Here is a 21,445-nt window from a genome sequence, read left to right on the forward strand (position 1 = left end):
GTATGTATAAAGCAGGGCCAACGTTTGGCCCTGCTTTTTTCTTTATAAAAACCACATGTTATGAAACAGTTTTACAAACTGGGCGGCGCATTGCTGATCCAGTTATCGCTTTTATCATCCGCATCTGCAACAGACCGGTTAGTCACGAACATGACACAGCTGAACTCGGCTGTCAGCGCCTCCGTTGCGGGCGACAACATCATTCTTCAAAACGGCACCTGGAACAATGCTGCCATTACTTTCAGCGGCTCCGGCAGCTCTTCCAATCCCATCACCATGAAAGCGCAGACGCCCGGCGGCGTCACGTTTACCGGCAACTCCACCATGAACGTTACCGGCACTTACCTCGTCGTGAAAGGATTTAAATGGACCAACGGCACCGTCAGCGGAAACGTGGTGACCATCCGGGGCGGGAACAACCGCATCACCCAATGCGCGATCATCAACTTCAACTCCGGCTCCAAATGGATCGTGCTGGACGGGCTGAGGGGAAAGGTGGACCATTGCCATTTTGAAGGCAAAAACACCGTGGACCCCACCATGCAGATCGAAGTGAAGGACAAGACGGCGGACTACCACATCGTGGAGTACAACCACTTCGCCAAAAGGGAACCGCTGGGCGCCAATGGCGGCGAAACCGTGCGTGTAGGCTACTCCGGCCAGATGGACAACATCTCCCGCACCATTTTCCAGTACAACCTTTTCCAGGAATGCGACGGGGAAAATGAGATCATCTCAAACAAAAGCTGTGAGAACCTTTACCAGTTCAACACCTTCCGCCGCTCCGTAGGGCAGTTCTGTTTCCGCCATGGCGACAGGAATATCCTTTACGGCAACTGGTTCCTCGGCGAAGGCAAGGCGAACACCGGTGGCGTGCGGGTGATCGGCTCCGGGAACTATATCGTGAACAATTTTTTCCACGGCCTGGACGCGGCGAACAGCACGGGCGACGCGGTGATCATCCTCCAGAAAGGGGAAACCTATCCGGCGGGTGAAGTACGTTTTAACCCGCAGGTCGTGGGCTGTGTGATCGCTTACAACACGGTGTCCGAATACACCAGCGGCAGGGCGCTGGACGTGAACAACGGCAGCAGGCCGCTCTCTCCCACCGGCGTAAAAGTGGCGAACAATATTTTCGTGGATGCGAACCAGAGCCTGATCGCCAATAACCTCACCGGCAGCGAAACCTGGCAGGGGAACATTGCGTTCGGCACACTGGGTATCACCAATCCCGGCGGCATCACCATGGACGATCCTGAGCTGGAAGCAGCGGGCAGCTGGCGTATCGGCGCCACCAGCCCCGCCATTGACGCAGGCGTTGGCGGATGGGGCGGATTACTGGATATCTCCGGCCTTGGCGTGGACGTGAATGTATCAAAAGATATAGACGGCCACACACGCACCAGCTCAAAAGACGTTGGCTGCGACGAACGCGTGACCGGAAATGCCGTGAACCGCCCGTTGCTCCCCGCGGACGTTGGCCCCTCCTGGCTGGGCGGCCCAGCCGATCCGGAAGAGCCCGCCGGCCCTGAGAACGTAGCGCTGAACAAAACCGTAACGGCCAGCAGCGAGCCACAGCCTGAAAACCCCGCCAGCAGCGCCGTAGATGGCAATACCGCCACCCGCTGGTCCGCCACCGGCTACCCGCAATGGCTGGAAGTGGACCTGGGCGCGGAGTACAGCATCAGCAAAACGGAAGTGATCTGTATGGACGACAGAGCTTACCAGTTCACCGTTTCCTCCAAAACCACCTCCGGCGGCAGCTACACACAGATCGTGAACAGGAACACCAATACCACACCGGGCACTATCGCGGCGCCCATCACCAATAGTTTCACCGCTATCAATGCAAGGTATGTACGCATCAATGTGACCGGCGCATCCGGCTATACCGGTCCATGGACGAGCATTCCGGAGTTCCGCGTATTTGGCGTGCCCACCGGCTCGCTGATGCTGGCGGCCAAAGCACCGGAAGAAACCACTTCCGGAAAAGAAACACTGGACGTTTCCGTATATCCGAACCCGGTAGTAAGCCCTTCCGCTACCATCCGCTACAGCCTGCCCGCCGCGGCACAGGTATCGCTGGCAGTATATAACATGAACGGGCAGCCGGAAATACTGGTGAACGGGCAGCAGCCCGCGGGCAAACACAACGTACAATGGAACACCGGCGGCAAAGCCAACGGTGTATATATCATCAGGCTGAGGGCCGGTAATATTGAAAAACAGTACAGGCTGATGCTCAGCAAATAAATAACTGAAAGCCGGTTGTACAGTTTCCCGGCTGATGTTTATGAAAAATACAGGATGAGCACACTGTCGGATAAAGGGCCGGTGAACACTTGTTCTGCCGGTCCTTTTTATATACAACAAGCGGAAATAATTTATATATTGATACACCAAAATCCCTGACTATATATGACGCCAACGCAACGCATTGCTTCCATCGACATTACACGGGCGCTTACCATGTTACTGATGATATTTGTGAATGACCTCTGGAGCCTGAAAGACATACCCGCCTGGCTGGAGCATACGGCCGCGCAGGAAGACGGCATGGGCCTGGCGGACGCGGTTTTTCCCGCTTTTCTTTTCATTGTGGGCATGAGCCTTCCCTACGCCATCAGCAACCGCATCAAAAAGGGCGACAATACCCTTCAGCTGCTGCGCCATGTAATAGAACGTTCCATCGGCCTGCTGGTCATGGGCCTGTTCCTCGTGAACGGCGAAAACCTGAACGAAGCGGCCACCGGTATGAACCGGGGCGTATGGAACATTATCTGCTGCATCTGTTTCATCCTCATATGGAATCAATATCCTGCCAAATGGTCCAAAACGGCCCAGAACATTATGAAAGGCCTGGGCATCGCGGTACTGCTGCTGATGGCCTGGATCTGCCGCGGCGGTGACGATGCGCAGCGTTTCTCCACTTACTGGTGGGGCATCCTGGGCCTGATAGGCTGGGCATATTTTGCGAGCGCGGTGATCTATGTATTGGGCAAGGGTAAATTTTCCGTGGTGCTGGCGGGCTGGATCGTATTCTGCGGGCTGAGCATGGCCACCCATGCGCACATCCTGCCCCGCGATACGTTCCTCAGCACCCTGCTGGGCCCGCTGGACAATGGCGCCATGCCATCGCTGGTATTGGGCGGCACCCTGGTGTCTATGATCTTCAGAAGTTATACGGCCGCGGGGAAATGGAAATCCGTTATCCCCCTGCTGCTGGGCATTGCCGTGGTACTGGCTACCGCCGGGCTGCTCACCAGGCCGATATGGGAAATATCCAAGATCCGCGCCACACCCAGCTGGGTAATGATATGCAGCGCGCTTACCATCGGGCTGTTTGTGATCACTTACTGGCTGGGAGATCTTCAGCAGAAAGCTCATTGGTTTAAGATCATCAAACCGGCGGGTACGGATACGCTGCTCTGTTACCTGATCCCCTATTTCGCGTATGCGATCCTGTCCATGGCCGGCGTGTTTGACATGGAAGCACTGGCGGGCTGGACAGGTATTATCAAGTCCCTTCTTTTTTCCATACTCATGATCCAGATCGCGGGGTTACTTACTAAAGCAGGTATCCGCCTGAAACTGTAACTTTGCGGAATGATGGAAATTGCCAATGAATATATCCGTGTGCAGGTAAGTGCCCAGGGGGCGGAACTGCAAAGCATCGTAAGAAAAGACAACCAGCTGGAATACCTCTGGAGCGGAGACCCGGCCTTCTGGGGCAAAAAAAGCCCTATCCTGTTCCCCATCGTGGGCGGGCTGAAGGACAATACCTACCGTTATAAAGGGAAAAGTTACCAGCTGGGCCGTCATGGTTTCGCCCGCGAAATGGCGTTTAACGTCAGCGAACACACGCCCACGAGCATCACCTTCAGCCTGTCCGACGACGACAGTACGCTGGCTAAATACCCTTTTCATTTTAACCTCACCGTGCGTTACGCTATTCAGAACGCTACGCTGAGTGTAAAATATACCGTACAGAACACCGGGGACGAGCCGATGTATTTTTCCATCGGCGCGCATCCGGCGTTCAAAGTGCCGCTCGTGGAGCAGACCGCCTTCGACGATTATTCCCTTCATTTTAATAAACCTGAAACCGCCGGCGTCTGGCCTCTATCCGATGCGGGGCTGATACAAACCGCGCCTGTGCCTTACCTGGAAGACGTGACCGAACTAATGCTGCAAAAGTCCCTCTTTTACAAAGACGCGCTTGTGTTCAAACACCTCGCGTCCGACGTCATCTCTATCCGCAGTTCCCAGACGCCGCATGGACTGGAAGTAAGTTTCCCGGGGTTCCCCTACATGGGCATATGGAGCGCAAAGGATGCGGACTTCGTGTGCATAGAGCCATGGTGCGGTATTGCGGACCCGGTAAATACCAGCGGCGAACTGGAGGAGAAGGAAGGCATCCACCTCCTGGCGCCGGAAGAGATCTTCAAAAGAGAGTGGTCCGCCATCTTCTTTTAAATTAACAATTTCAAACTCATTTGTGCGTACGTGTTACACCACACGTTAACAGCTTTGCATTGCCATAATGACTTATTTGCAGCGGTCAAATCTATTTTGTTAATCTAATACACCCCTGCAATGTCTATCTTTGATTACCCCCGCATTAACGTAAAGGGCCTCATTGCCATTAACGTAGGCACCGCAAACAATGACGATTATTCCGGCTACCAGTTCCCCACCGGCTCTAAATTTGCCGGCCAGCCCATGCGCCTCTGCGACTCCCAGAATGTACAACCCATCATGTACAATATGGATGACGACGAATGGGTGAAATGGGTACAGCAGACTGTGGATGTTTATGAACCGCCGCAGGATGTAAAACTGAAAAAAGTGCCTCCCCGTTTTGAAGGCGCGCCCTCCAACGGCCAGGTAATACCTTCGGAATGGAATTATTACGGCGATATGGGGGCCACGATGATGAATGTGAACGTAACAGGCATCAACGACCCGAACAGCCAGATACCCGCCAGCCTGCTGACGCAGCTGCAAAGCAGCCAGCTTTCTTTCCTGAACAGGCTGGGGCCGAACGGCCGGAACACGGGGATGGTGATAGACGTCAACTCCGAAGACCCTACCAACACGCAAATGTTTGCAGACACGATGTCGCTGATGACAAGCAGCGAAGTATTGTTTTCCGGCAAACCCAGCAAAGGCATGACGCGCTGGATCAACTTCGCGCGCAATGCAAACCTCACCGGGCCAAATGGTGCCGCGGCCACTTTTCAGCAGATAGTTCCATTATCAGAACTGCAAGGCCAGCCGATACTGGCGGGCCTTCCGCAGAAATCGCCTTTGGGCAGACCGCTGGCGGGAATCGTTTGCCGGTATACGTTATACCGACCGCTACAGGAGATCAATTATTTCGCGCCGCAATACCAGGGCCAGGGATGGTTTAACGCGATGATACAACTCTATTCCACACAAGGCATCAATCCGGATTACCTGACCTTACAAGGCACTATTGCTCCATGGTTCGAGGGTGATGCCACTTCTCAGCCCATCGGCCGTTACCTGGAGCCAATAGCATTCCCCACCCCCAAAGACTTCAAAGGCAATTCAGGCCCCGGCCTGCCCATGCGTGTACCGCCCGCCATGATGGCGATTGATGCGAAACAGCAAGTCCTGTCTATCGACTGCTCCGCCGTATGGCCCGATTATTATGCCGGCGCCCCGGCGTACAATCCCCTGGCCACGGACGATAATCCCAAATATCCCTTCGGCACCATGAGCGTGAGTGTAGTGGCCAATGGCATCCGTACGTCTCTCGGGGATATCGATTATATGAACATGGCGAAGAACGATGCCAACGGCTGGATATTCGACCTTCCGCTGACAGCCACTACCGGCGACATGGTGGCAACCGGCGTGGTTTCCGTGAAATGTTACAGCGATACAATCAATCAATACATCCTCCAGGAAAAAGACCTCTTCATTTTCTCCGAACAGTCCGGCGTGTATGCGGAACAGGTAGTTGGCAACCTCAATCCCACCACCGGCCGCTTCCGCTACGACGGCATCGATACCACGCCTATTTCTTTTACCGTGTACAGAAAAGGCCTGCCCCTGCCGCCGGATGACCCGATGCGCTTCACGCTCTATTACTGGGAAACCACGCCCAACCAGAACGATGGCCAGCAGCGGTTTACCATCCTCCAGACAGACTACCAGGCCGGCGCGCCCATCACGTTCCCGGCAGGCAAATGCGGCAACTTCCTCATCACCTGCACCCCGCAGAATGATCCCCCGCCGCCGGACCTCTATTCCAATTTCGACCCGCTGACGGGCTGTTATATCAATATCCGCATACTGCCCAATTACAAAGATTACTCGGAGTTTTATAAAGACCCGAACGCGGCGATACCTGTAGGCAACGATAAGCTGACCTTTGAAGTGATCTACGAAGAAGTGTTGCGCAACTATTACCTGATGTACCCGGCCATGAGCAAAGTGGTGAAGCTGAACGATCCCAAGGCCTGGAACGACCCGGTAATGGCGCGTATGCTCATGCAGCGCATCAGCCTGGAAGTATGGGGCCAGTCCATTGCCATGCCCCGCACCCGCGACCTTTCCGATTCACGGAGGACGCTGCTGAATGCCTGGTGCCTGAAGATCATTAATGCATAACGTTCTTTCATCCTTAAAAATCCATTGCATGAAAAATATACTTTTCAGTATCCTGCTTTGCGCCGCATTCAGCGCGCAGGGTCAGTCTCCTTATACGCTTACGCTCAAACAGTATGAAAACCAACCCGCACCGGCTTTACAATCTTTTTGTATCGCCACCGGCAATGGCCTCTGGCTGCTGGTGGGCGGCCGCACGAACGGCTTTCACGGCACGGCGGATTCCAGTTCCACGTTCCCTACCGCGTTTGACAACCAGACGCTGTATGTGATAGACCCGGTGAACAATAAATCCTGGACCGCACCCATCCCCCAGCAGTTCCTTTACCAGCTGCGCAGTACGAACATGGCGTATTGCCAGGACGGGAATACGCTCTATTGCATCGGCGGCTATGGCAACGGCTGCGACGGCGATAATCCCGGTTGTTACCAGACCTTCCCCAATCTCACGGCTATCAATGTGCCGGGCATCATCAGCGCGATACAGTCCGGCGGTAATGTAGCGGCGAATATCTCCACCCTCTCAGATCCGAGGATGGCGGTGACAGGAGGTTATCTTACCAAAAACGCGGGCGTGTTTTACCTGGTGTTCGGGCAGAATTACAATGGGAAATACCAGGGCGGCGTCACCGGGAAATACACGCAGCAGATAGCCAGGTTCCTGGTCACGAACAACGGCGGGCAGCTGTCCATCAGCAATTACCAGACCTTCACCACGAAGCAGACATACCTGGGGCTTTCACAATTTCACCGGCGTGATTTTGTGGCTTCCACTTACATCAATCCCATGAACCGCTCGGTGGGCATGGGAGTGTTCGGCGGGGTGTTCAACAGCCAGGGCGGCCCCTTCAGGAACCCGATCTATATCCAGAACTACGGGCATACCACTACCACCACCATCGACACGGCCTATTCGCAGATGTACTGCATGTACGACTGCGCGGTGGTGCCGCTGTACAACACCAGCGGGCAGCAGATGTATGTGTCCATGATCGGCGGCATTACGGATTATTATTTTAATAAAAACGGGGACCCTGTCCCCAGTAACGCCTCGAACTTCATGCCCTGGTTCAACTATGTGAGTACGCTGGTAAAAACCACGAAGAGCACCGTGGAATACCCGCAGAAAGGCAATCCCCTGCCGGGTTACATCGGTGCGAACGCGGCGTTTATCCCCGCGCCGGGCATTGCCATGTACGGCGGCACGGCAGATGTGATAGACTTTGCAAAATTACCGTCGGGGCAAACGATGATCGGGTGGATGTACGGGGGCATTGTGGCTACGGCGGAGCAAAGCAACGGCTTTAACCCCACCAGTTCGAGCAACGTCATTTACGCCGTGTACCTGACGAAAAACTAATACTTTCCCTGATAGGTGTAAGCGCCAGAGAGCGCGTATAAAAAGAGGTTGCCTTATGGTGACCTCTTCTTTTTTAAAGGTGGGGATAAAAAAAGGTTGCCGCCCGGCAACCTGGTATTTCAGCACTTCAGCGTCTTTTTCTTTTTAGGCCCCCGTTTGCGCGCGGCGCCGATATATTCTTCCGCAACAGGCACTTTACAGGCCGTATCGCCCACATTCACGGATACCAGGCCTATCCTGCGGGCCACCTCTACGGCTTCCTCATGCAGGGCTTCCACGTAAGTACCCAGGTGGATCACGAAGTTGTTCATGGTATAGCGCACCCAGTTCGGGGCTTTATGGATATCTTTTTCTACCCTTTTGAGCAGCTTCCGCAGTTGCGGAATGTCCAGCTCCGCGTCGGGTTTCAGGGAAGTGAGGCCGCTGACCAGGTTCCAGCCGCTGCTGGCCACGTTTTCGTTTTTATCTTCTATCCATTCCAGGCCCAGTTTCCAGGCATCGGGGTGCTCGGCCGCCACCCATACCACCGTACTTTGACTGATGCCGTGGGAGTTGGCGGTCCTGGCCCATTTATCCAGCTGCGCCGGGGTCATCTTCGATCCGTCCGCCATCAGGCCTGCCAGGTACTGCGCGTCGTACACGCCGCTGTCGTACAATTGCAGCGCCAGCTGCTGGTCGTTTTTGATCTTTTTCAGGATCACCTTCAGGTCCGCCACTTTAGCGCCGTAGATCGGCTCTCTGGCGTCGTGTTTCATCAGTATGCGCTTAATGCTGTCGGTGCTCACGGCGGCAATGGCTTTGAGTGTTTCCTGCAGGGTCATGGTAAAGAGATTTATATGAAAATTACTGATTAATCTTCAATCAGGATACCCATCTTGCCGATCTGGTAATCACGCATGGCCCGTAGTACTTCCGTTTCCGTATTCATGACAAACGGGCCGTTGGCCGCGATCTTTTCGTTCAGCGGTTTGCCCGTGGCGATGAACAGGCGGGTGTCTTCTTCCGCGATGATGCCGATGCCCTCCCCGTCTTCGTGGAACACCACGGCATGAAAACCGGTGTACACGCTGCCGCCTTCCACTTTCAGCTCCCCGTCCAGCAGGTAAATAAAAGCATGATGGTCCGTGGGAATGGGGATGTACATGCTGCCGCCCTTTTTACATTCCGCCGTAAAGGTGTTCACCGGGCTGAGGGTAGGCACGGGGCCTTTGACGCCGTTCAGTTCACCAGCTATTACGTGTACTTTAATAAGGCCGTCTTCGCTGGTTACAACGGGCGTATCGGCGGCATGCAGCGGGAAATAAGAGGGCTGGTCCATTTTATGCGCGGCGGGTGAGTTCACCCAGACCTGGATAAGCTCCTGCACGCCGCCGGTCTCATGAATGTCTGCCGGCGGTCTTTCGCTGTGCACGATGCCCATGCCGGCATGCATCCACTGGGTGCCGCCCGCGTGTACCACGCTGTTGTTCCCCCGGCTGTCCCGGTGGTGAACGCCGCCTTCGAAAATAAATGTAACGGGAGAAAAACCCCTGTGCGGGTGCGGGCCTACACCGGCGTGGCGCAGCGGGATGTCGTCGCGCACCTGCGCGCGGATGTGATGCAGCAGCAGGAAAGGATCGATGCGGTCCGCATGTACGGTGGGGAACGGCTGCCGCAGCGGCATCCCGTCCATGTCTTTCTGGTCTGCGTAAAGTACATCCTTTACGCTTCGGTATTTATTCATGGATTACTCCGGGTTGTATGGTACTGGTAGTTGGGGAATCCCGGAATGGCGCTATTCCGGTTTGGGCTCCGGCTTGTCCGCATTCATATAAAAGCTCAATGCGCCGGAAGGGCATTTTTGCACCTGGGCGATGATCGCATCGGTAGCGGCATTCGCCACCTTGATCCAGGGCCGCTCCTGCGGCTGGAACACCTGGGGCAGGCCCCTGACGCAAATGCCCGTGTGGCGGCAGATATGCGGCTGCCATACCACGGTTACTTCACCATTGGTATATTCCACTTTTGCTTCCATATCAGATGAGTTTTAAACGTTGAGCAGGCTCCGCTTAAACCCTTTGAACTCTTCGCGGAGGTCTATAAAAAGCCGGTCGAATGTATCCATATCATCCTGCAGCTTGTTGTGCAGCATGTGCAGCTGCGCATTGTCGCCGCCTTCTTCGGACATCATTTTGTCCCCTTTTATCACGTGTTGCAGCAGATCGTTCACCACTTCCTTCTGGCGGATGAGGGCGTTCTGAAAATGTTCGACCTTTGCCAGCTGGTCGTTGTCCAGCTTCTGCGAAGCCAGCTCCGTCAGCTCTTCGGTGAGCGACTTGATTTCCTTTTCATTCAATAGCAGGTCTTTTTTCCATTCCTGGTGCAGGCGATGGAGCTGGTCGTAGTTTTCTACAGGCATAAATAAAAAATGGATTGGTTAAACATTGATGCCGTGCGCCAGGAGCTTTTTCCATTCCGGGTGCTTACGGATGTAAGTAGCCACGTAAGGGCAGAGAGGTACAAGTTTAAGACGGCGCTCTTCCAGGATATTCAGCACTCTTTCCACGAGGGCGGAGGCGATGCCTTTGCCTTCCAGCGCGGAGGGAACTTCCGTATGGGTCAGGAAGATCTTATTCCCGCCGAACATATATTCCACCTTCGCCAGATGCCCGTCTATCTTCGCCTCAAACTGGCGGGCATTCACATTATCAATAACTTCCAACAGCTTCGTTTCCATAATGTCCTTTTAGGGGTATGACCAAATCTTGTGCCGTACAATAAAATACAAAGTTACGTAAATGGTTCCGTCCGGGAATCATTAGCATATTCATGTATGTTTGGATTTCCTCATTTCTGTTATACATACAATGGATTACTTTTGCCGGATGCAAAAAAGTTTAAGCGAGCGTGACCAGGCGGTGATCTGGCACCCCTATACGCAAATGCAAACGGCCCCCGCTCCTGTGGCGCTTGTACGGGGCGAAGGCGCCCTGCTTTTTGACGAGCAGGGCAACAGTTACCTGGACGCAACTTCCAGCTGGTGGGTGAACATTCACGGCCACGCCCATCCGCATATCACAGCCAAACTGGCCGAACAGGCCGCAAAGCTGCACCATTCCATCTTCGCGGGCTACACGCACGAACCGGCCGTGACCCTCGCGGAAAAACTGCTGCCGGTGCTCCCGGGACAGCAGGCAAGGGTGTTTTATTCGGACAATGGCTCCACCGCCGTGGAAGTGACGCTGAAAATGACGATCCAGTACTGGCAGAACAAGGGGATCACCCGCAAAAAGATACTGGCCTTCAAAGATGCCTATCACGGGGATACTTTCGGGGCTATGAGCGTGAGCGCCCGCAGCGTGTTCACCCGCGCGTTCGATGACTACCTCTTCGAGGTCACGTTTATGGACAGGCCCGCGGAAGAAAATATAGACAGTTTACTGGAAGACATGGCCATCCTGGCGCCGGATACCGCCGCGTTCATTTTCGAGCCGCTGGTGCAGGGGGCGGGCGGCATGCTGATGTACGCCCCCGAACTGCTGGACCGCCTGCTGGCTTTCTGCCGCGAAAGGGGCATCCTGCTGATCGCGGACGAGATCATGACGGGTTTTGGCCGTACGGGTACGAACTTTGCCATGGACCAGCTGAGAACGCCCCCGGATATGATCACCCTTTCCAAAGGCCTTACGGGCGGCACCATGGCCATGGGCATCACCACCTGCACAGAGGAGATCTATGATGCCTTTTTGAGCCAGGATAAGCTAAAAACCCTCTTTCACGGGCATTCCTTCACGGCCAACCCCCTTACCTGCGCGGTGGCCCTGGCCAGCCTGGAGCTGTTCCTCCAGCCGGAAAGCAGGGCAAACCGGGACCGGATCAATGCCAGGCACCGGCAATTTGCCGTGGAGCTGGCTTACCAGGACGATGTGCGGAACGTGCGCACCATGGGCACCATCCTGGCATTCGAGATAGAAACCGGGGAAGCGGACGGGTATGTGAACAACCTGGCGGGTTTCCTTTCCCGCTTTTTCACCGAAAGGAGGATCATGCTGCGGCCGCTGGGCAATACGCTGTATATCCTGCCGCCTTATTGCATTACCGATGAGCAGCTGGATGAAGTGTATCAATCCATCCTGGATATGCTGAAGGCGTACCAGGAGCAATGGGGGTAACAGAGCCGATTGTCATGCTCATGACAAAAGTGGCGTATCCATACACTCCCTATACACTATCCTAGGCGTATTCCAGGAGTATCTATACTTCACCGGTAAGGATCGACAAAAGGTTGCAGTGAGTTAGACAAAGGTTAGCGGGCATTTTGTTGCTACCCCGGCATCAATTGTCATGCTCATGACAAGACCCAGGATTGTACGAAAAAAATGTGACCTAGGTTAGACGTAGGTTAGACGTAGGTTAGACGTAGGTTAGACCGGGTTTTTACCTAGGTTAGACGTAGGTTAGAGGCCGGTTAGAAACCGGAAAAACGACGGCATATTTCCCCAAATCCCAGTGTATACGATCGGTATAAGATCGCTATAGGATCGCTATAGGATAAAAAATGATAAAATAGTACCGGGAGCCCCTGGATCCGGCAGGGTTAAAGGCCGTGCGATCGGGAGGAAGGCCGTTGCAAGGCCGTTGTGAGGCCGTGAAGAAGGGGTCTAAAGGCGGTCTAAAGGCGAATCCAAGGCCGTAACCATGCGGAAAAGGGACAAAAAAACGGCCCGGCTGCCATAAAAGCTGCCGGACCGTGAATGATTTTTTGCGTATTCTTAGAATGTCAGGGGAACTGTCGCCTTGGTATCGTCCCATTCGAACACCAGGGAGCCTTTAGGCAGGGCGAAGGTCAGTTTTTCAACCGTGGAAGCCGTTTTCTGACGGGCAGCCTTTACTTCCACCACATTTTTATCCTTGTTCTTTTCGTAGTCGAAAGCACCAGGCTGACCGGCTACGCTGTTCAGGATAAAGGTGAAGTCCTTTTCGCCGGGAACGATGAAGAGGGCGTAGGTACCTGCTTTCACAGCTTTACCGCCGAATTTGGCGTCTTTCTTGAAAGTGATGTCGGTAGATTTGTTGGCACCTGCACGCCATACTTTTCCGTAAGCTTCGAGGCCCGGGAAGATCTGACGGCCATTTTTAGACGGCTGGCCATAGGCAATTTCAACGTTGTCGCCGGTGGCTGTTACACGCGGGCTCTTGGGTGGGTTCTGCGCCAGCACGGTAGTGGCGGTGAACAGGAAGGCAAGGCCGAATAACATACTTTTCATAAAATAGGATTTGATTTGAATGAAATGGAAATTTACGCTGTTCGTTTCACAATTACCATACCATTCAAATAAAATCACCGCCCTTCGCAGATATCCCGCAGTTTATTCAGCCCATCTTCCATGGATGCGCCATAGATCCGGTCCATCAGGAAGCCGCGCAGCTTCCACCAGGGCGTAAGCCCTACTTTCGCTTCCATTCGCCACAAAATAGCGGTGCCTTTACCATCTGTGGTCGGTTTCAGTTCGATATACCCTTTTACGGGTTTCATGGAAGGATCGGTCATGTTAAATTCTATGCCTTTCGTGGAGTCCGCGGCCACTACTTCCACCCTTCCGGAGGCGGTATTGCCGGTGGTATCGCTCCAGGTGTACCAGGCGCCAATGCCGGCGGAGGGGGCGGAATATTGCAGGCTGATATGCTCACGGCCGCGGTAGCCGGGGCTCCAGGGGTTCCAGTCGGGCCAGGTCCGCAGATCGGCGATCTGCGCATAAACTTTTTCCAGCGGCGCGTCTATGGAGCCGGAGCGTTCCATACGGGCGGTGGAAGGGAAAGCCAGGGACAATAAAAATACCAGTACGCTTAATACGGCCACTGCGGCCAGGAACATTTTTAAAAATCTCATAGTTGTATCGATGCGGGCCTTGGCCCAATAAAAAAGGGCCTTTCCAGCCCTTTTTCTATAACAAAATTACCGGTTGCGGGGTTTTATAATTCACTCAGTCTTTTCAGGTTGCTCAGCCCTTTTTCAAAGTCGCTGCCCACCCATTTGTCCATCAGTTTGCCCATCAGCTTGCGGATGGGATTGTGCCCCATATCCGCTTCCATGCCCCAGGTGACCAGTGTACCCGCTCCCGCGGACCTGAACCTGAAATAACCTTTTGCGGGGCCCTGCTGCATGAAGTCCATTTCGTTGGCAATATACTCATTCATCCGCGATTCGGTGATCCTGAGACTGCCTTTGCCAATGTTCCGGTTCCGGCTGTTCCAGGAGTAAGCAGCGCCCTGGCCGGAATCTTTCGGCGAATATTCCACCTTCATCTGCGGGTCCGCCCCATGCCACGGGCTCCATTTGGGCCAGTTGCGGAGCGTGTTCACGAAGCTGAATATCCTGCCTGCGGGGGCGCGGATGAGTAAGGATCGTTCCACTCTTACGCGGGAAGGCAAATAGGTTGCAAATACAAATAACCCTAACACAATCACAGCCAAAGCCCCCAGGATGATCATCAAGGCTTGTTGCATAACGCGTGTTTTAAGGATGGTGAAGAACGTAAAAGTTACGCCCTTTCCGGCAAAAAACCAGCAATTATTCCCAGCGGAAAGCTTTCACCGCCACGGCATAAACAACAATACCCCAAACCGTCAGGATCAGCAACTGCGGCCCCAGGTTCCAGAGGTGCAGGCCTTCAAAAGCCACCTTCCGCAAAGCATCGTTCAAATAAGTGAGCGGCAATACTTTACAGATAGGCTGCAGCCATCCGGGGAACACGTCTATCGGGAAAAAAGTGCCCGCCAGCAGGAATTGCGGCAGCGTCACGATGTTCGCCAGCGGGGGGATCGTGCTTTCCGTCTTCGCAATCCCGCTCACCACAAAACCGAAACCCATGAACACGATCAGGCCGAAAAGGCAGAGGAGCAGCATTTCCAGGAAAGTGGCAAAGCCGTGTACCAGGGTGAACCCGAACAGGAAATACCCCACCCCGATGATGATGATGGAGCCGAAAGACTGGAACAGCAGGCGGCTGATGGCTTCGCCCAGTATGATATACATCCTGCTCACCGGCGTGGCGAAAAACCGCTTCAGCACCAGCGTCTGCCGCAGGCTGAAAAACAGGAAGGCCGTGCCGAACACCGCCGCGCTCAGCAACGAAAAACCGAGCTGCCCGGGCAGGATGAAGTCTATGCGTTTATAAATACGCCCGGGCACCGTTTCCGGTACAATGCGCGCTACGGACGGGCGGGGATACGCCCTGTCGTTCGCGATATTGATACCCGTGCCCATGATGTTCATCAGCATGCCAACGTTATCCGGCGAGCTGGCGGTGGACGTTTTGAGATGTATGGTATAAGGCGGCACGGGCGCGTGGCCGCCGGTATCTATTTTCAGGATGGCGGTGAGCCTGCCTTTGGACAGGTCATCCTCCATATTTTCCTGTGACAGGTCCGTTACCAGCCGGATATTTTTGCTGAGCCTCAGCCCCTTGTAAACGGGGTTGAGCGTGTCCGACGCATGGTCCACCCCTACTTTTACGGAAGAACCGCCACCACCGATGAAACCGAACACCATTGTGAACATCAGCGGGAAACCAAGGCTGAATACGATCGCCGAAGGGCTTCTGAACATCGCCCGGATGCTTGCCTTTGTAATTGACCACATTGCCCGGCCCTGGTTATACTTTTCTGCCATGCGTTTTGCTTTAGATGGACGCAAAACTAGCAAACGCCGGCCAATTATTCCAGATCATTCCCAAACGCGGGGAAAACGGAAAATCCCGGCAAAGCGCCGGGACTTCCCTTCTTAAACCCAGGTAAACCTTAGTGAACTAAAAGCCTGTATTTCTTATGACCAGGTTTGGAGATCAGAAACCGTCCAGTGCGGAGATCTCTGCCTGTATGGCGCTTTCCGTGGTTTCGGAAAGGGTCATGGCTTCATCCATGTTCGCGCTGATCGTAATGTCTTTTTTCATGAAGTAATATTTGCCGTCTTTGATGGAGAAGGCGATCAGGCGTCCCTCCGCGCCTACCGGCATCATGTTGTCATAACTTTTTACGCGGTTCGCGCCGTCCGGTGTGTAAAGCTGTGCTACCACGTTGGCATTTTTTGCGATGAAGAATACGAACGTTTCCCCGCTGAAAGCCCTGAAGCTGGCCATGCTGCCGGGATTGTTCGGCACGGATACCTTCACCGTGGTTTTGGGATTGGCCCATGACCAGAAGATGTCGCAGTTCACCCAGCCCAGCTGGCCGAAGTCGAAAGTGAATTTGTTGTTCTCCATTTTAACATCCACCTGGCCGCCATTGGGCTGGCGGGGCTGCTGCCATGCGAACTGATTGCCCTGCACGCTGTCCACCCCTACCCACAGCTGCGTACCGCCGTCACGTTTAGCAGGCACTTCTACCCTGATGGGCACTTTGAGCTGCTGGTCCACTTTTTCGCCATTGGCTTTTACATCGATGAGGAAGGAACCGTCCGACTGGAGGGGGGCGCCGGAGATGTGGTTGGTATTGGCGCCGAAGAGCACGATGTCGCTGCGTTTGAGCAGTTCCACCGCTTCCACGGTGACATTACCGGTTACGGCTACACCGCCTTTGGTCAGGGAACCGGCGGGAAAGGTAACCTTAACGCCGCCTTTGAGGGATATCGTTTTGGGAAGCTCTGATACGTTGAAGGTGAAAGACTGCGTCTGGGGGCCCAGCTTTTCAAGTAAGTCGCGGGTATCCTGTACGGGATTGGCCGGCTCCGGTGAATCGTTCTTTTTGCAGGCTGCAAATAATAATGTACCGGCGATGAACAGGGCTGCTAAACTTTGCTTTTTCATGAGATATCAATTTTTTGTGAGTAATAAGTTTTGAGTTTTTGTTTGTTTGGAAGAGGATAAACGGATGGAAAGATTTGTTACCCCCGTTCTCAAAACTTTTCTCAGGAAATCAATAACCGGTCATTAACAAATTTGAGGCTGAAGGGGTTAGGAACATTTATTAAGTTGCGTAAGCATCATATCTAAACCAAATCTATCAACCAATCGCCCGGACAAAGCCGGCAGTAAACCCGACTGATTATGGCAGAGTTAAAAAAACAAACCACCACCGCGGAACCGGCCGGTTCCATGGAAAAAATGTGTGAATGTTACGATCAGATCCTGAGCGGTCTCCAGGAATTCGAGCCGTTCACCGCGTCGCAGATCCTTTGTAATGTGATCAATGAGCATATCAAACGCCTTACAAGCGTGATACGCCATCACAACGAGATCGCCGAAGCCGCCGAAAAAAGCATGGAAGCGCTGGCAGACGGGCTGCGCCGCCTGCGCATACAGGCGCAGAAAGTAGTGGACGACAATCACAACAACGTGATCAGGCTGAGCCCCGAAGAAAGGGACCCGGTGTATTCGGAAGAAGGCTGAGCCAGCTGTATGATTTGAACTTACGGTAAAAGTAATGCTAACGGTAGCGGTCAAACGGAGCAATCAATAACGAGGCACTAACTTCACGTACCGGTCATGTTCCCGCATTTCCGCGTCCAGTTCTTTTATATGGGCTACGAAACTGCGTGCGTCTCTCCATTTGATGATCACCGGCCCCCACTTTTCAGGCAAGGCCGATTGCACCTTTATTATTTTGTTCCCTTTTACCCGGAAAAGTTCAAAACCATTTGGGTTAAAATGTGCGTCCAGGTCTGCATTGCTGCAGATGAACCGCTGCATGTCCGGCGAGAACTGCGGCTCGCCTATCGTTTCCAGCACATTGCCGGTACCAGTGTGTATCAGCATGTAAGAGAACATCTCGTCTCCTACGGAAATGACCATGGTGGATTTTAATCCGGGCAGGTAGTGAAGGAATTCGTATATCCGTTCCCCTTCCGGGTTGTCTTCACTTAAGGGCGGGCGGTTCACAAAAAAAAGCCGCTTCCCATCATCCAGTTTCACCGCTAAAGAATCACCCAGGCGCTCTGCCCTGCCCGCAAAGGTTTTTATTTTTAGTTCTTCATCCCCGCGCCATTCCTGTTCGGGTACTGTATCAAATTCCGTTTTCCCGATGGTAATGACGTTATACATTGTATCGCCGATGGCAAGGCTATCCAATACCACGGGAGCTGCTTGTTCCACCGGTGTAGCGGCGGTGGCGGGCATGGGAGAAATGATGGTATCAGACGGCTGTTCTGCAACGGGGGCCTGTTGACAGGAAAAGAGGATGGCCAATCCAATCAGTTGAAAATAGTACTTCATAGGTATCAGTGGGTTATATAAAATGTGATCAACGCGGCACAAATTTCACGTAACGGTTTATTTCCTGCATTTGCGGGTCCAGTTCTTTTAAATGGGCCACGAAACTTTTTTCGTCTTTCCATTTGATGATCACCGGTCCCCAGGTTTCGGGCATACGTAATTGTAATTCTTCAAATTTATTGCCCGTTACGCTGTACAGTTCAAAACCGTTGGTGAAAAAACCGGCGGCAAGATCCATATTGCTGCATATAAAAGCGTCCTCATCCGGGGACAGCTGCGGTACGCCGATCACCGTCGTGATGCCGCCGCCGGCAGTCTGTACCAGCTGGTAGTCAAAATCTTCATACATCCCGCAATACACGAGGTACGATTTCAGTGCCGGCATATAGCCGCAAAATTCATATTCACGGTTATCATCATTGTCGCTCATGTTGGATACCATGGATTTGTAGCTGCCATCATCCAGCTTCAGGAACAGTGTATCTCCTCTCCTCGAAACCTTATCCGCGTATTTTTTTATACTTTCTTCTTCTTTATTGGCCTCCCATACCCAGCCCGGCACCTCGTCAAACTCCACCTGTTCTATATCCACGATGTCGTATAATTTCCCGTAGATCGTAACGGTATCCCTTTCCTTTAATACAACGGGCGCAACGCCTGCTCCCGCTGAAGTAACAGCGGCGGGGACGGTTGAATCGGCAGATTGTTGTGTGGAGGGGCTGCCCTGGCAGGCGGCGGTTAAAACAAACCCGAGCGGAAAGATCCATCGTTTCATAGGTAACGGTACGTTTGTGAACGAAGATAAAATGAAAAAGTGAAAAGCACAGGCCTTTCACTTTTCCGTTTGTATATGATGCAGTGGAATTCGTTATTCGATCACCATCTCATAAGGCAGCTTCGCCTGTACTTCACCGGTGGTGAGGGCGCGCAGCTTTTTGATGGTTTCATAGAATTTATAATCCTTGCCCAGTTCTTCCTTCAGCATATTGGCTTTGGTATTTCCGCCGATGCTTTTGAGGTATAATTCCAGTTTGTTTTTGGGTTTGGGATAAGCGGAGATCTCCACTTTCGGGATGTTGGCCATTTTAGCCGCACAATCCACCGCTGCCTGGATGCCGCCCAGCCTGTCCACCAGGCCCATCTTCTGCGCCTGCACACCCGTCCATACCCGGCCCTGCGAAATACTGTCCACCACGCCCTGGCTCAGTTTACGGCCTTCCACCACGCGCTGTTTGAAAGTGGCGTAGATCGTATCCACGGAACGCTGGAACAGTGCTTTTTCTTTATCGGTGAGCGGGCGGGTCGTGTTGCCTGCATCCGCAAATTCACCGGTTTTCACACCGTCGAAAGTGATGCCGAGCTTGTTGTTGAAGAAACCCTGCATATTGGGCACGATCGCAAATACGCCGATGGAACCGGTGAGCGTATTAGGCTCTGCAAAAATGGAATCCGCCATGCAGGAGATATAATAACCGCCGGAGGCCGCGTAGTTGCCCATGGACACTACGACAGGTTTGCTTTTGCGCGCCAGTGTCAGCTCTCTCCAAATGCTCTCGGAAGCGAGTGCGCTGCCGCCGGGTGAGTTCACACGGAATACGATGGCTTTGATATTTTTGTCCTGCCGCACTTCCCTGATCGTTTTTACATAATCATCGCTGGATATCTGGTTTTCACCGTCGCCGCCGCTTACGATATTGCCGTCCGCATATATCAGCGCGATGTTCCCGCTGGATTCGTAGAAAGGATTGGCGGAGAAATAACGGTTGAGCGACACGAAGTTCACCTTTTCATCACCGGTAAGGCCAAGACTGCGTTTGATGTCGTCCATCACCTGGTCGTTATATTTCAGCGCATCCACCAGTTTGTATTTTTCAGCATCGGAAGGTTCCATGATCAGGCCTTCGTTTGCATACCGGTGCAGGGTGGCGGTATCTATTTTCCTGGCTTCGCTGATGCGCAGCAGGAAGTCGGCATACAGTTCACCGAGGAAAGCGGTGGTCTGGATGCGGTTCGCATCGGTCATTTTTGTTTCGCGCAGCGGTTCGGTGGCGCTTTTGAATTTGCCGTTGTAGAAGATCTGCGGCTCGATGTCCAGTTTCTCGAGCGTGCCTTTCAGGTACATCGTGGTCACGGAAAAGCCGGAGAAGTCGATAAAACCTTTCGGGTGCAGGTAAACCTTATCCGCCGAGGAGGCAAGATAATAGGCGTTTTGCGTAAGCGTTTCCGCGTACGCATATACGAATTTTTTGCTCTTTTTGAATTCAACGATAGCCCTGCGTATCTCTTCGCTGGCGGCATAGCCGTTGCCATTGCCGTCCGCTTTCAGGTAAATGCCTTTTACGTTATCATCTTTGGCGGCATTCCTGATGAGCCTTACAGCGTCGAAAAGACCGGGCTCCTGGTCCTGATCCTGGCCTAAAAACGGCAGTTCACGGAGCGGGTCTTCCATACGCTGCTCCAGCAGTGCGTTGCTCAGGTCCACCACCACCACGGCATTAGCCCCGGTCACTACCTTATTGGAAGTACCCATTCTGGCGAATAACATGATCATGAAGAAAAAAGCGAGGATGGAAAAAACAACCAGGGCTACAAAGGACGCCAGGAAAAATTTTAAGAAACTGCGCATGAGGATTTGATTAGTTTAGACTTTGGTTCATAGGAGAAAAGCTGTTTAACACCTTCTTCGCCGTGCCCCAAGTTGCGAAAACTTCATTAATTTTTTCAAAAATAGGGAATATAGCTACTTTTGATCCGTCAAAAATACATGAATACAGCAATATTACTTATAGGTGGCAATATGGGGGACCGCCCGAAATACCTCCAGGAGGCCGTAAGGCTGCTGGGGGAAAGGGCCGGCAAGGTAACGCTTGAGTCCGCCATGTATGAAACCGCTCCCTGGGGGGATGTGCAGCAACCGGATTACCTGAACCAGGCCCTGGTGCTGGAGACGCCCCTGAGCGCCGTACAGCTGCTGGAAGTGACCCTTGAGGCTGAAAGGGAGATCGGGCGCATCAGGCGGCTGAAATGGGATTCAAGGGTGATAGATATCGATATTATCTTCTTTAACCGTGAAGTGATCACCCTCCCGCACCTGAAAATACCCCATCCGCAGATGCAGAACCGCCGTTTTGTGCTGGCGCCGCTGCAGGAAGTGATCCCCGATTGGGAACATCCTATCCTGCAACTGACTGTGAACCAGCTGCTGGAGGTTTGCCCGGACCCCTTGCCCGTGCATAAATACATCGCCGCCACCCATTGA

At 53.3% G+C, this 21,445-nt stretch carries 21 protein-coding genes; 8 read left to right on the top strand and 13 right to left on the bottom strand.

Annotation, left to right across the window (positions count from 1 at the left end; all coding sequences use genetic code 11):
* Positions 1–60: 60 nt before the first annotated feature.
* The 5 genes from EG028_RS25325 to EG028_RS25345 all read left to right on the top strand — a co-directional run bounded on the left by EG028_RS25325 (position 61) and on the right by EG028_RS25345 (position 7,999).
* A complete protein-coding gene (locus EG028_RS25325; protein ID WP_120519150.1) occupies positions 61–2,253 on the top strand; it encodes a chondroitinase-B domain-containing protein in 2,193 nt (730 codons plus the stop codon).
* A 165-nt stretch (positions 2,254–2,418) separates the two neighbouring features.
* Positions 2,419–3,597, top strand: a complete 1,179-nt coding sequence (locus EG028_RS25330; protein ID WP_120519151.1) for a DUF5009 domain-containing protein — start codon at positions 2,419–2,421, stop codon at positions 3,595–3,597.
* Between the two features lie 9 nt (positions 3,598–3,606).
* The gene (locus EG028_RS25335) at positions 3,607–4,476 is read left to right on the top strand and encodes an aldose 1-epimerase family protein (RefSeq protein WP_120519152.1); all 870 of its coding nucleotides are present in this window, start codon (positions 3,607–3,609) and stop codon (positions 4,474–4,476) included.
* A 120-nt stretch (positions 4,477–4,596) separates the two neighbouring features.
* Positions 4,597–6,642, top strand: a complete 2,046-nt coding sequence (locus EG028_RS25340) for a hypothetical protein (protein ID WP_120519153.1) — start codon at positions 4,597–4,599, stop codon at positions 6,640–6,642.
* Positions 6,643–6,670: 28 nt separating this feature from the next.
* The gene (locus EG028_RS25345) at positions 6,671–7,999 is read left to right on the top strand and encodes a hypothetical protein (protein WP_120519154.1); all 1,329 of its coding nucleotides are present in this window, start codon (positions 6,671–6,673) and stop codon (positions 7,997–7,999) included.
* 119 nt (positions 8,000–8,118) lie between these two features.
* Here the strand turns inward: EG028_RS25345 and EG028_RS25350 are convergent, their stop codons facing one another.
* Genes EG028_RS25350 through EG028_RS25370 form a run of 5 tightly spaced genes read right to left on the bottom strand, consistent with a single transcriptional unit; the run spans position 8,119 to position 10,715 of the window.
* Complete coding sequence (locus EG028_RS25350; protein WP_120519155.1) at positions 8,119–8,820, bottom strand: DNA alkylation repair protein; 702 nt, start codon at positions 8,818–8,820, stop codon at positions 8,119–8,121.
* A 29-nt stretch (positions 8,821–8,849) separates the two neighbouring features.
* On the bottom strand, positions 8,850–9,722 hold the full coding sequence (locus EG028_RS25355) for a pirin family protein (protein ID WP_120519156.1): 873 nt from the start codon (positions 9,720–9,722) through the stop codon (positions 8,850–8,852).
* A 51-nt stretch (positions 9,723–9,773) separates the two neighbouring features.
* Positions 9,774–10,013, bottom strand: a complete 240-nt coding sequence (locus EG028_RS25360) for a (4Fe-4S)-binding protein (protein ID WP_120519157.1) — start codon at positions 10,011–10,013, stop codon at positions 9,774–9,776.
* A 12-nt stretch (positions 10,014–10,025) separates the two neighbouring features.
* On the bottom strand, positions 10,026–10,397 hold the full coding sequence (locus tag EG028_RS25365; RefSeq protein WP_120519158.1) for a hypothetical protein: 372 nt from the start codon (positions 10,395–10,397) through the stop codon (positions 10,026–10,028).
* 18 nt (positions 10,398–10,415) lie between these two features.
* A complete protein-coding gene (locus tag EG028_RS25370; protein ID WP_120519159.1) occupies positions 10,416–10,715 on the bottom strand; it encodes a GNAT family N-acetyltransferase in 300 nt (99 codons plus the stop codon).
* A 148-nt stretch (positions 10,716–10,863) separates the two neighbouring features.
* Here EG028_RS25370 and bioA point away from each other — a divergent pair, with 148 nt between their 5' ends.
* Positions 10,864–12,150, top strand: a complete 1,287-nt coding sequence (bioA, locus tag EG028_RS25375; RefSeq protein WP_120519160.1) for an adenosylmethionine--8-amino-7-oxononanoate transaminase — start codon at positions 10,864–10,866, stop codon at positions 12,148–12,150.
* A gap of 600 nt (positions 12,151–12,750) precedes the next feature.
* On the opposite strand, the gene EG028_RS25380 is transcribed toward bioA, so the two are convergent.
* From EG028_RS25380 to EG028_RS25400, 5 genes are all read right to left on the bottom strand, one after another.
* Positions 12,751–13,245 (bottom strand): DUF2911 domain-containing protein, encoded by a 495-nt coding sequence (locus EG028_RS25380; RefSeq protein ID WP_120519161.1) that lies wholly within the window; start codon positions 13,243–13,245, stop codon positions 12,751–12,753.
* A gap of 74 nt (positions 13,246–13,319) precedes the next feature.
* Entirely contained in the window at positions 13,320–13,868 is a 549-nt protein-coding gene (locus EG028_RS25385; protein WP_120519162.1) for an SRPBCC family protein, read from the bottom strand.
* A gap of 83 nt (positions 13,869–13,951) precedes the next feature.
* Positions 13,952–14,485 (bottom strand): SRPBCC family protein, encoded by a 534-nt coding sequence (locus tag EG028_RS25390; protein WP_120519163.1) that lies wholly within the window; start codon positions 14,483–14,485, stop codon positions 13,952–13,954.
* A gap of 64 nt (positions 14,486–14,549) precedes the next feature.
* Entirely contained in the window at positions 14,550–15,650 is a 1,101-nt protein-coding gene (locus tag EG028_RS25395; protein ID WP_120519164.1) for an ABC transporter permease, read from the bottom strand.
* Between the two features lie 172 nt (positions 15,651–15,822).
* Positions 15,823–16,782, bottom strand: a complete 960-nt coding sequence (locus EG028_RS25400) for a hypothetical protein (protein ID WP_120519165.1) — start codon at positions 16,780–16,782, stop codon at positions 15,823–15,825.
* A gap of 240 nt (positions 16,783–17,022) precedes the next feature.
* On the opposite strand from EG028_RS25400, the gene EG028_RS25405 reads away from it, so the two are divergent.
* A complete protein-coding gene (locus tag EG028_RS25405; protein WP_120519166.1) occupies positions 17,023–17,364 on the top strand; it encodes a hypothetical protein in 342 nt (113 codons plus the stop codon).
* A gap of 63 nt (positions 17,365–17,427) precedes the next feature.
* On the opposite strand, the gene EG028_RS25410 is transcribed toward EG028_RS25405, so the two are convergent.
* From EG028_RS25410 to sppA, 3 genes are all read right to left on the bottom strand, one after another.
* Complete coding sequence (locus EG028_RS25410) at positions 17,428–18,186, bottom strand: hypothetical protein (RefSeq protein ID WP_120519167.1); 759 nt, start codon at positions 18,184–18,186, stop codon at positions 17,428–17,430.
* A gap of 28 nt (positions 18,187–18,214) precedes the next feature.
* On the bottom strand, positions 18,215–18,961 hold the full coding sequence (locus EG028_RS25415) for a hypothetical protein (protein ID WP_120519168.1): 747 nt from the start codon (positions 18,959–18,961) through the stop codon (positions 18,215–18,217).
* A 93-nt stretch (positions 18,962–19,054) separates the two neighbouring features.
* Positions 19,055–20,812 (bottom strand): signal peptide peptidase SppA, encoded by a 1,758-nt coding sequence (sppA, locus tag EG028_RS25420; RefSeq protein ID WP_120519169.1) that lies wholly within the window; start codon positions 20,810–20,812, stop codon positions 19,055–19,057.
* 138 nt (positions 20,813–20,950) lie between these two features.
* On the opposite strand from sppA, the gene folK reads away from it, so the two are divergent.
* Positions 20,951–21,445: a 2-amino-4-hydroxy-6-hydroxymethyldihydropteridine diphosphokinase gene (gene folK / locus EG028_RS25425; protein ID WP_120519237.1), complete on the top strand. Its 495-nt coding sequence runs from the start codon at positions 20,951–20,953 to the stop codon at positions 21,443–21,445.

The organism is Chitinophaga barathri, assembly GCF_003807585.1.
GTDB lineage: Bacteria > Bacteroidota > Bacteroidia > Chitinophagales > Chitinophagaceae > Chitinophaga > Chitinophaga barathri.

Coding starts and splice junctions, on each gene's coding strand:
- EG028_RS25325 (WP_120519150.1), top strand. CDS start 61: ATGAAACAGTTTTACAAACTGGGCGGCGCATTGCTGATCCAGTTATCG.
- EG028_RS25330 (WP_120519151.1), top strand. CDS start 2,419: ATGACGCCAACGCAACGCATTGCTTCCATCGACATTACACGGGCGCTT.
- EG028_RS25335 (WP_120519152.1), top strand. CDS start 3,607: ATGATGGAAATTGCCAATGAATATATCCGTGTGCAGGTAAGTGCCCAG.
- EG028_RS25340 (WP_120519153.1), top strand. CDS start 4,597: ATGTCTATCTTTGATTACCCCCGCATTAACGTAAAGGGCCTCATTGCC.
- EG028_RS25345 (WP_120519154.1), top strand. CDS start 6,671: ATGAAAAATATACTTTTCAGTATCCTGCTTTGCGCCGCATTCAGCGCG.
- EG028_RS25350 (WP_120519155.1), bottom strand. CDS start 8,820: ATGACCCTGCAGGAAACACTCAAAGCCATTGCCGCCGTGAGCACCGAC.
- EG028_RS25355 (WP_120519156.1), bottom strand. CDS start 9,722: ATGAATAAATACCGAAGCGTAAAGGATGTACTTTACGCAGACCAGAAA.
- EG028_RS25360 (WP_120519157.1), bottom strand. CDS start 10,013: ATGGAAGCAAAAGTGGAATATACCAATGGTGAAGTAACCGTGGTATGG.
- EG028_RS25365 (WP_120519158.1), bottom strand. CDS start 10,397: ATGCCTGTAGAAAACTACGACCAGCTCCATCGCCTGCACCAGGAATGG.
- EG028_RS25370 (WP_120519159.1), bottom strand. CDS start 10,715: ATGGAAACGAAGCTGTTGGAAGTTATTGATAATGTGAATGCCCGCCAG.
- bioA (WP_120519160.1), top strand. CDS start 10,864: ATGCAAAAAAGTTTAAGCGAGCGTGACCAGGCGGTGATCTGGCACCCC.
- EG028_RS25380 (WP_120519161.1), bottom strand. CDS start 13,245: ATGAAAAGTATGTTATTCGGCCTTGCCTTCCTGTTCACCGCCACTACC.
- EG028_RS25385 (WP_120519162.1), bottom strand. CDS start 13,868: ATGAGATTTTTAAAAATGTTCCTGGCCGCAGTGGCCGTATTAAGCGTA.
- EG028_RS25390 (WP_120519163.1), bottom strand. CDS start 14,485: ATGCAACAAGCCTTGATGATCATCCTGGGGGCTTTGGCTGTGATTGTG.
- EG028_RS25395 (WP_120519164.1), bottom strand. CDS start 15,650: ATGGCAGAAAAGTATAACCAGGGCCGGGCAATGTGGTCAATTACAAAG.
- EG028_RS25400 (WP_120519165.1), bottom strand. CDS start 16,782: ATGAAAAAGCAAAGTTTAGCAGCCCTGTTCATCGCCGGTACATTATTA.
- EG028_RS25405 (WP_120519166.1), top strand. CDS start 17,023: ATGGCAGAGTTAAAAAAACAAACCACCACCGCGGAACCGGCCGGTTCC.
- EG028_RS25410 (WP_120519167.1), bottom strand. CDS start 18,186: ATGAAGTACTATTTTCAACTGATTGGATTGGCCATCCTCTTTTCCTGT.
- EG028_RS25415 (WP_120519168.1), bottom strand. CDS start 18,961: ATGAAACGATGGATCTTTCCGCTCGGGTTTGTTTTAACCGCCGCCTGC.
- sppA (WP_120519169.1), bottom strand. CDS start 20,812: ATGCGCAGTTTCTTAAAATTTTTCCTGGCGTCCTTTGTAGCCCTGGTT.
- folK (WP_120519237.1), top strand. CDS start 20,951: ATGAATACAGCAATATTACTTATAGGTGGCAATATGGGGGACCGCCCG.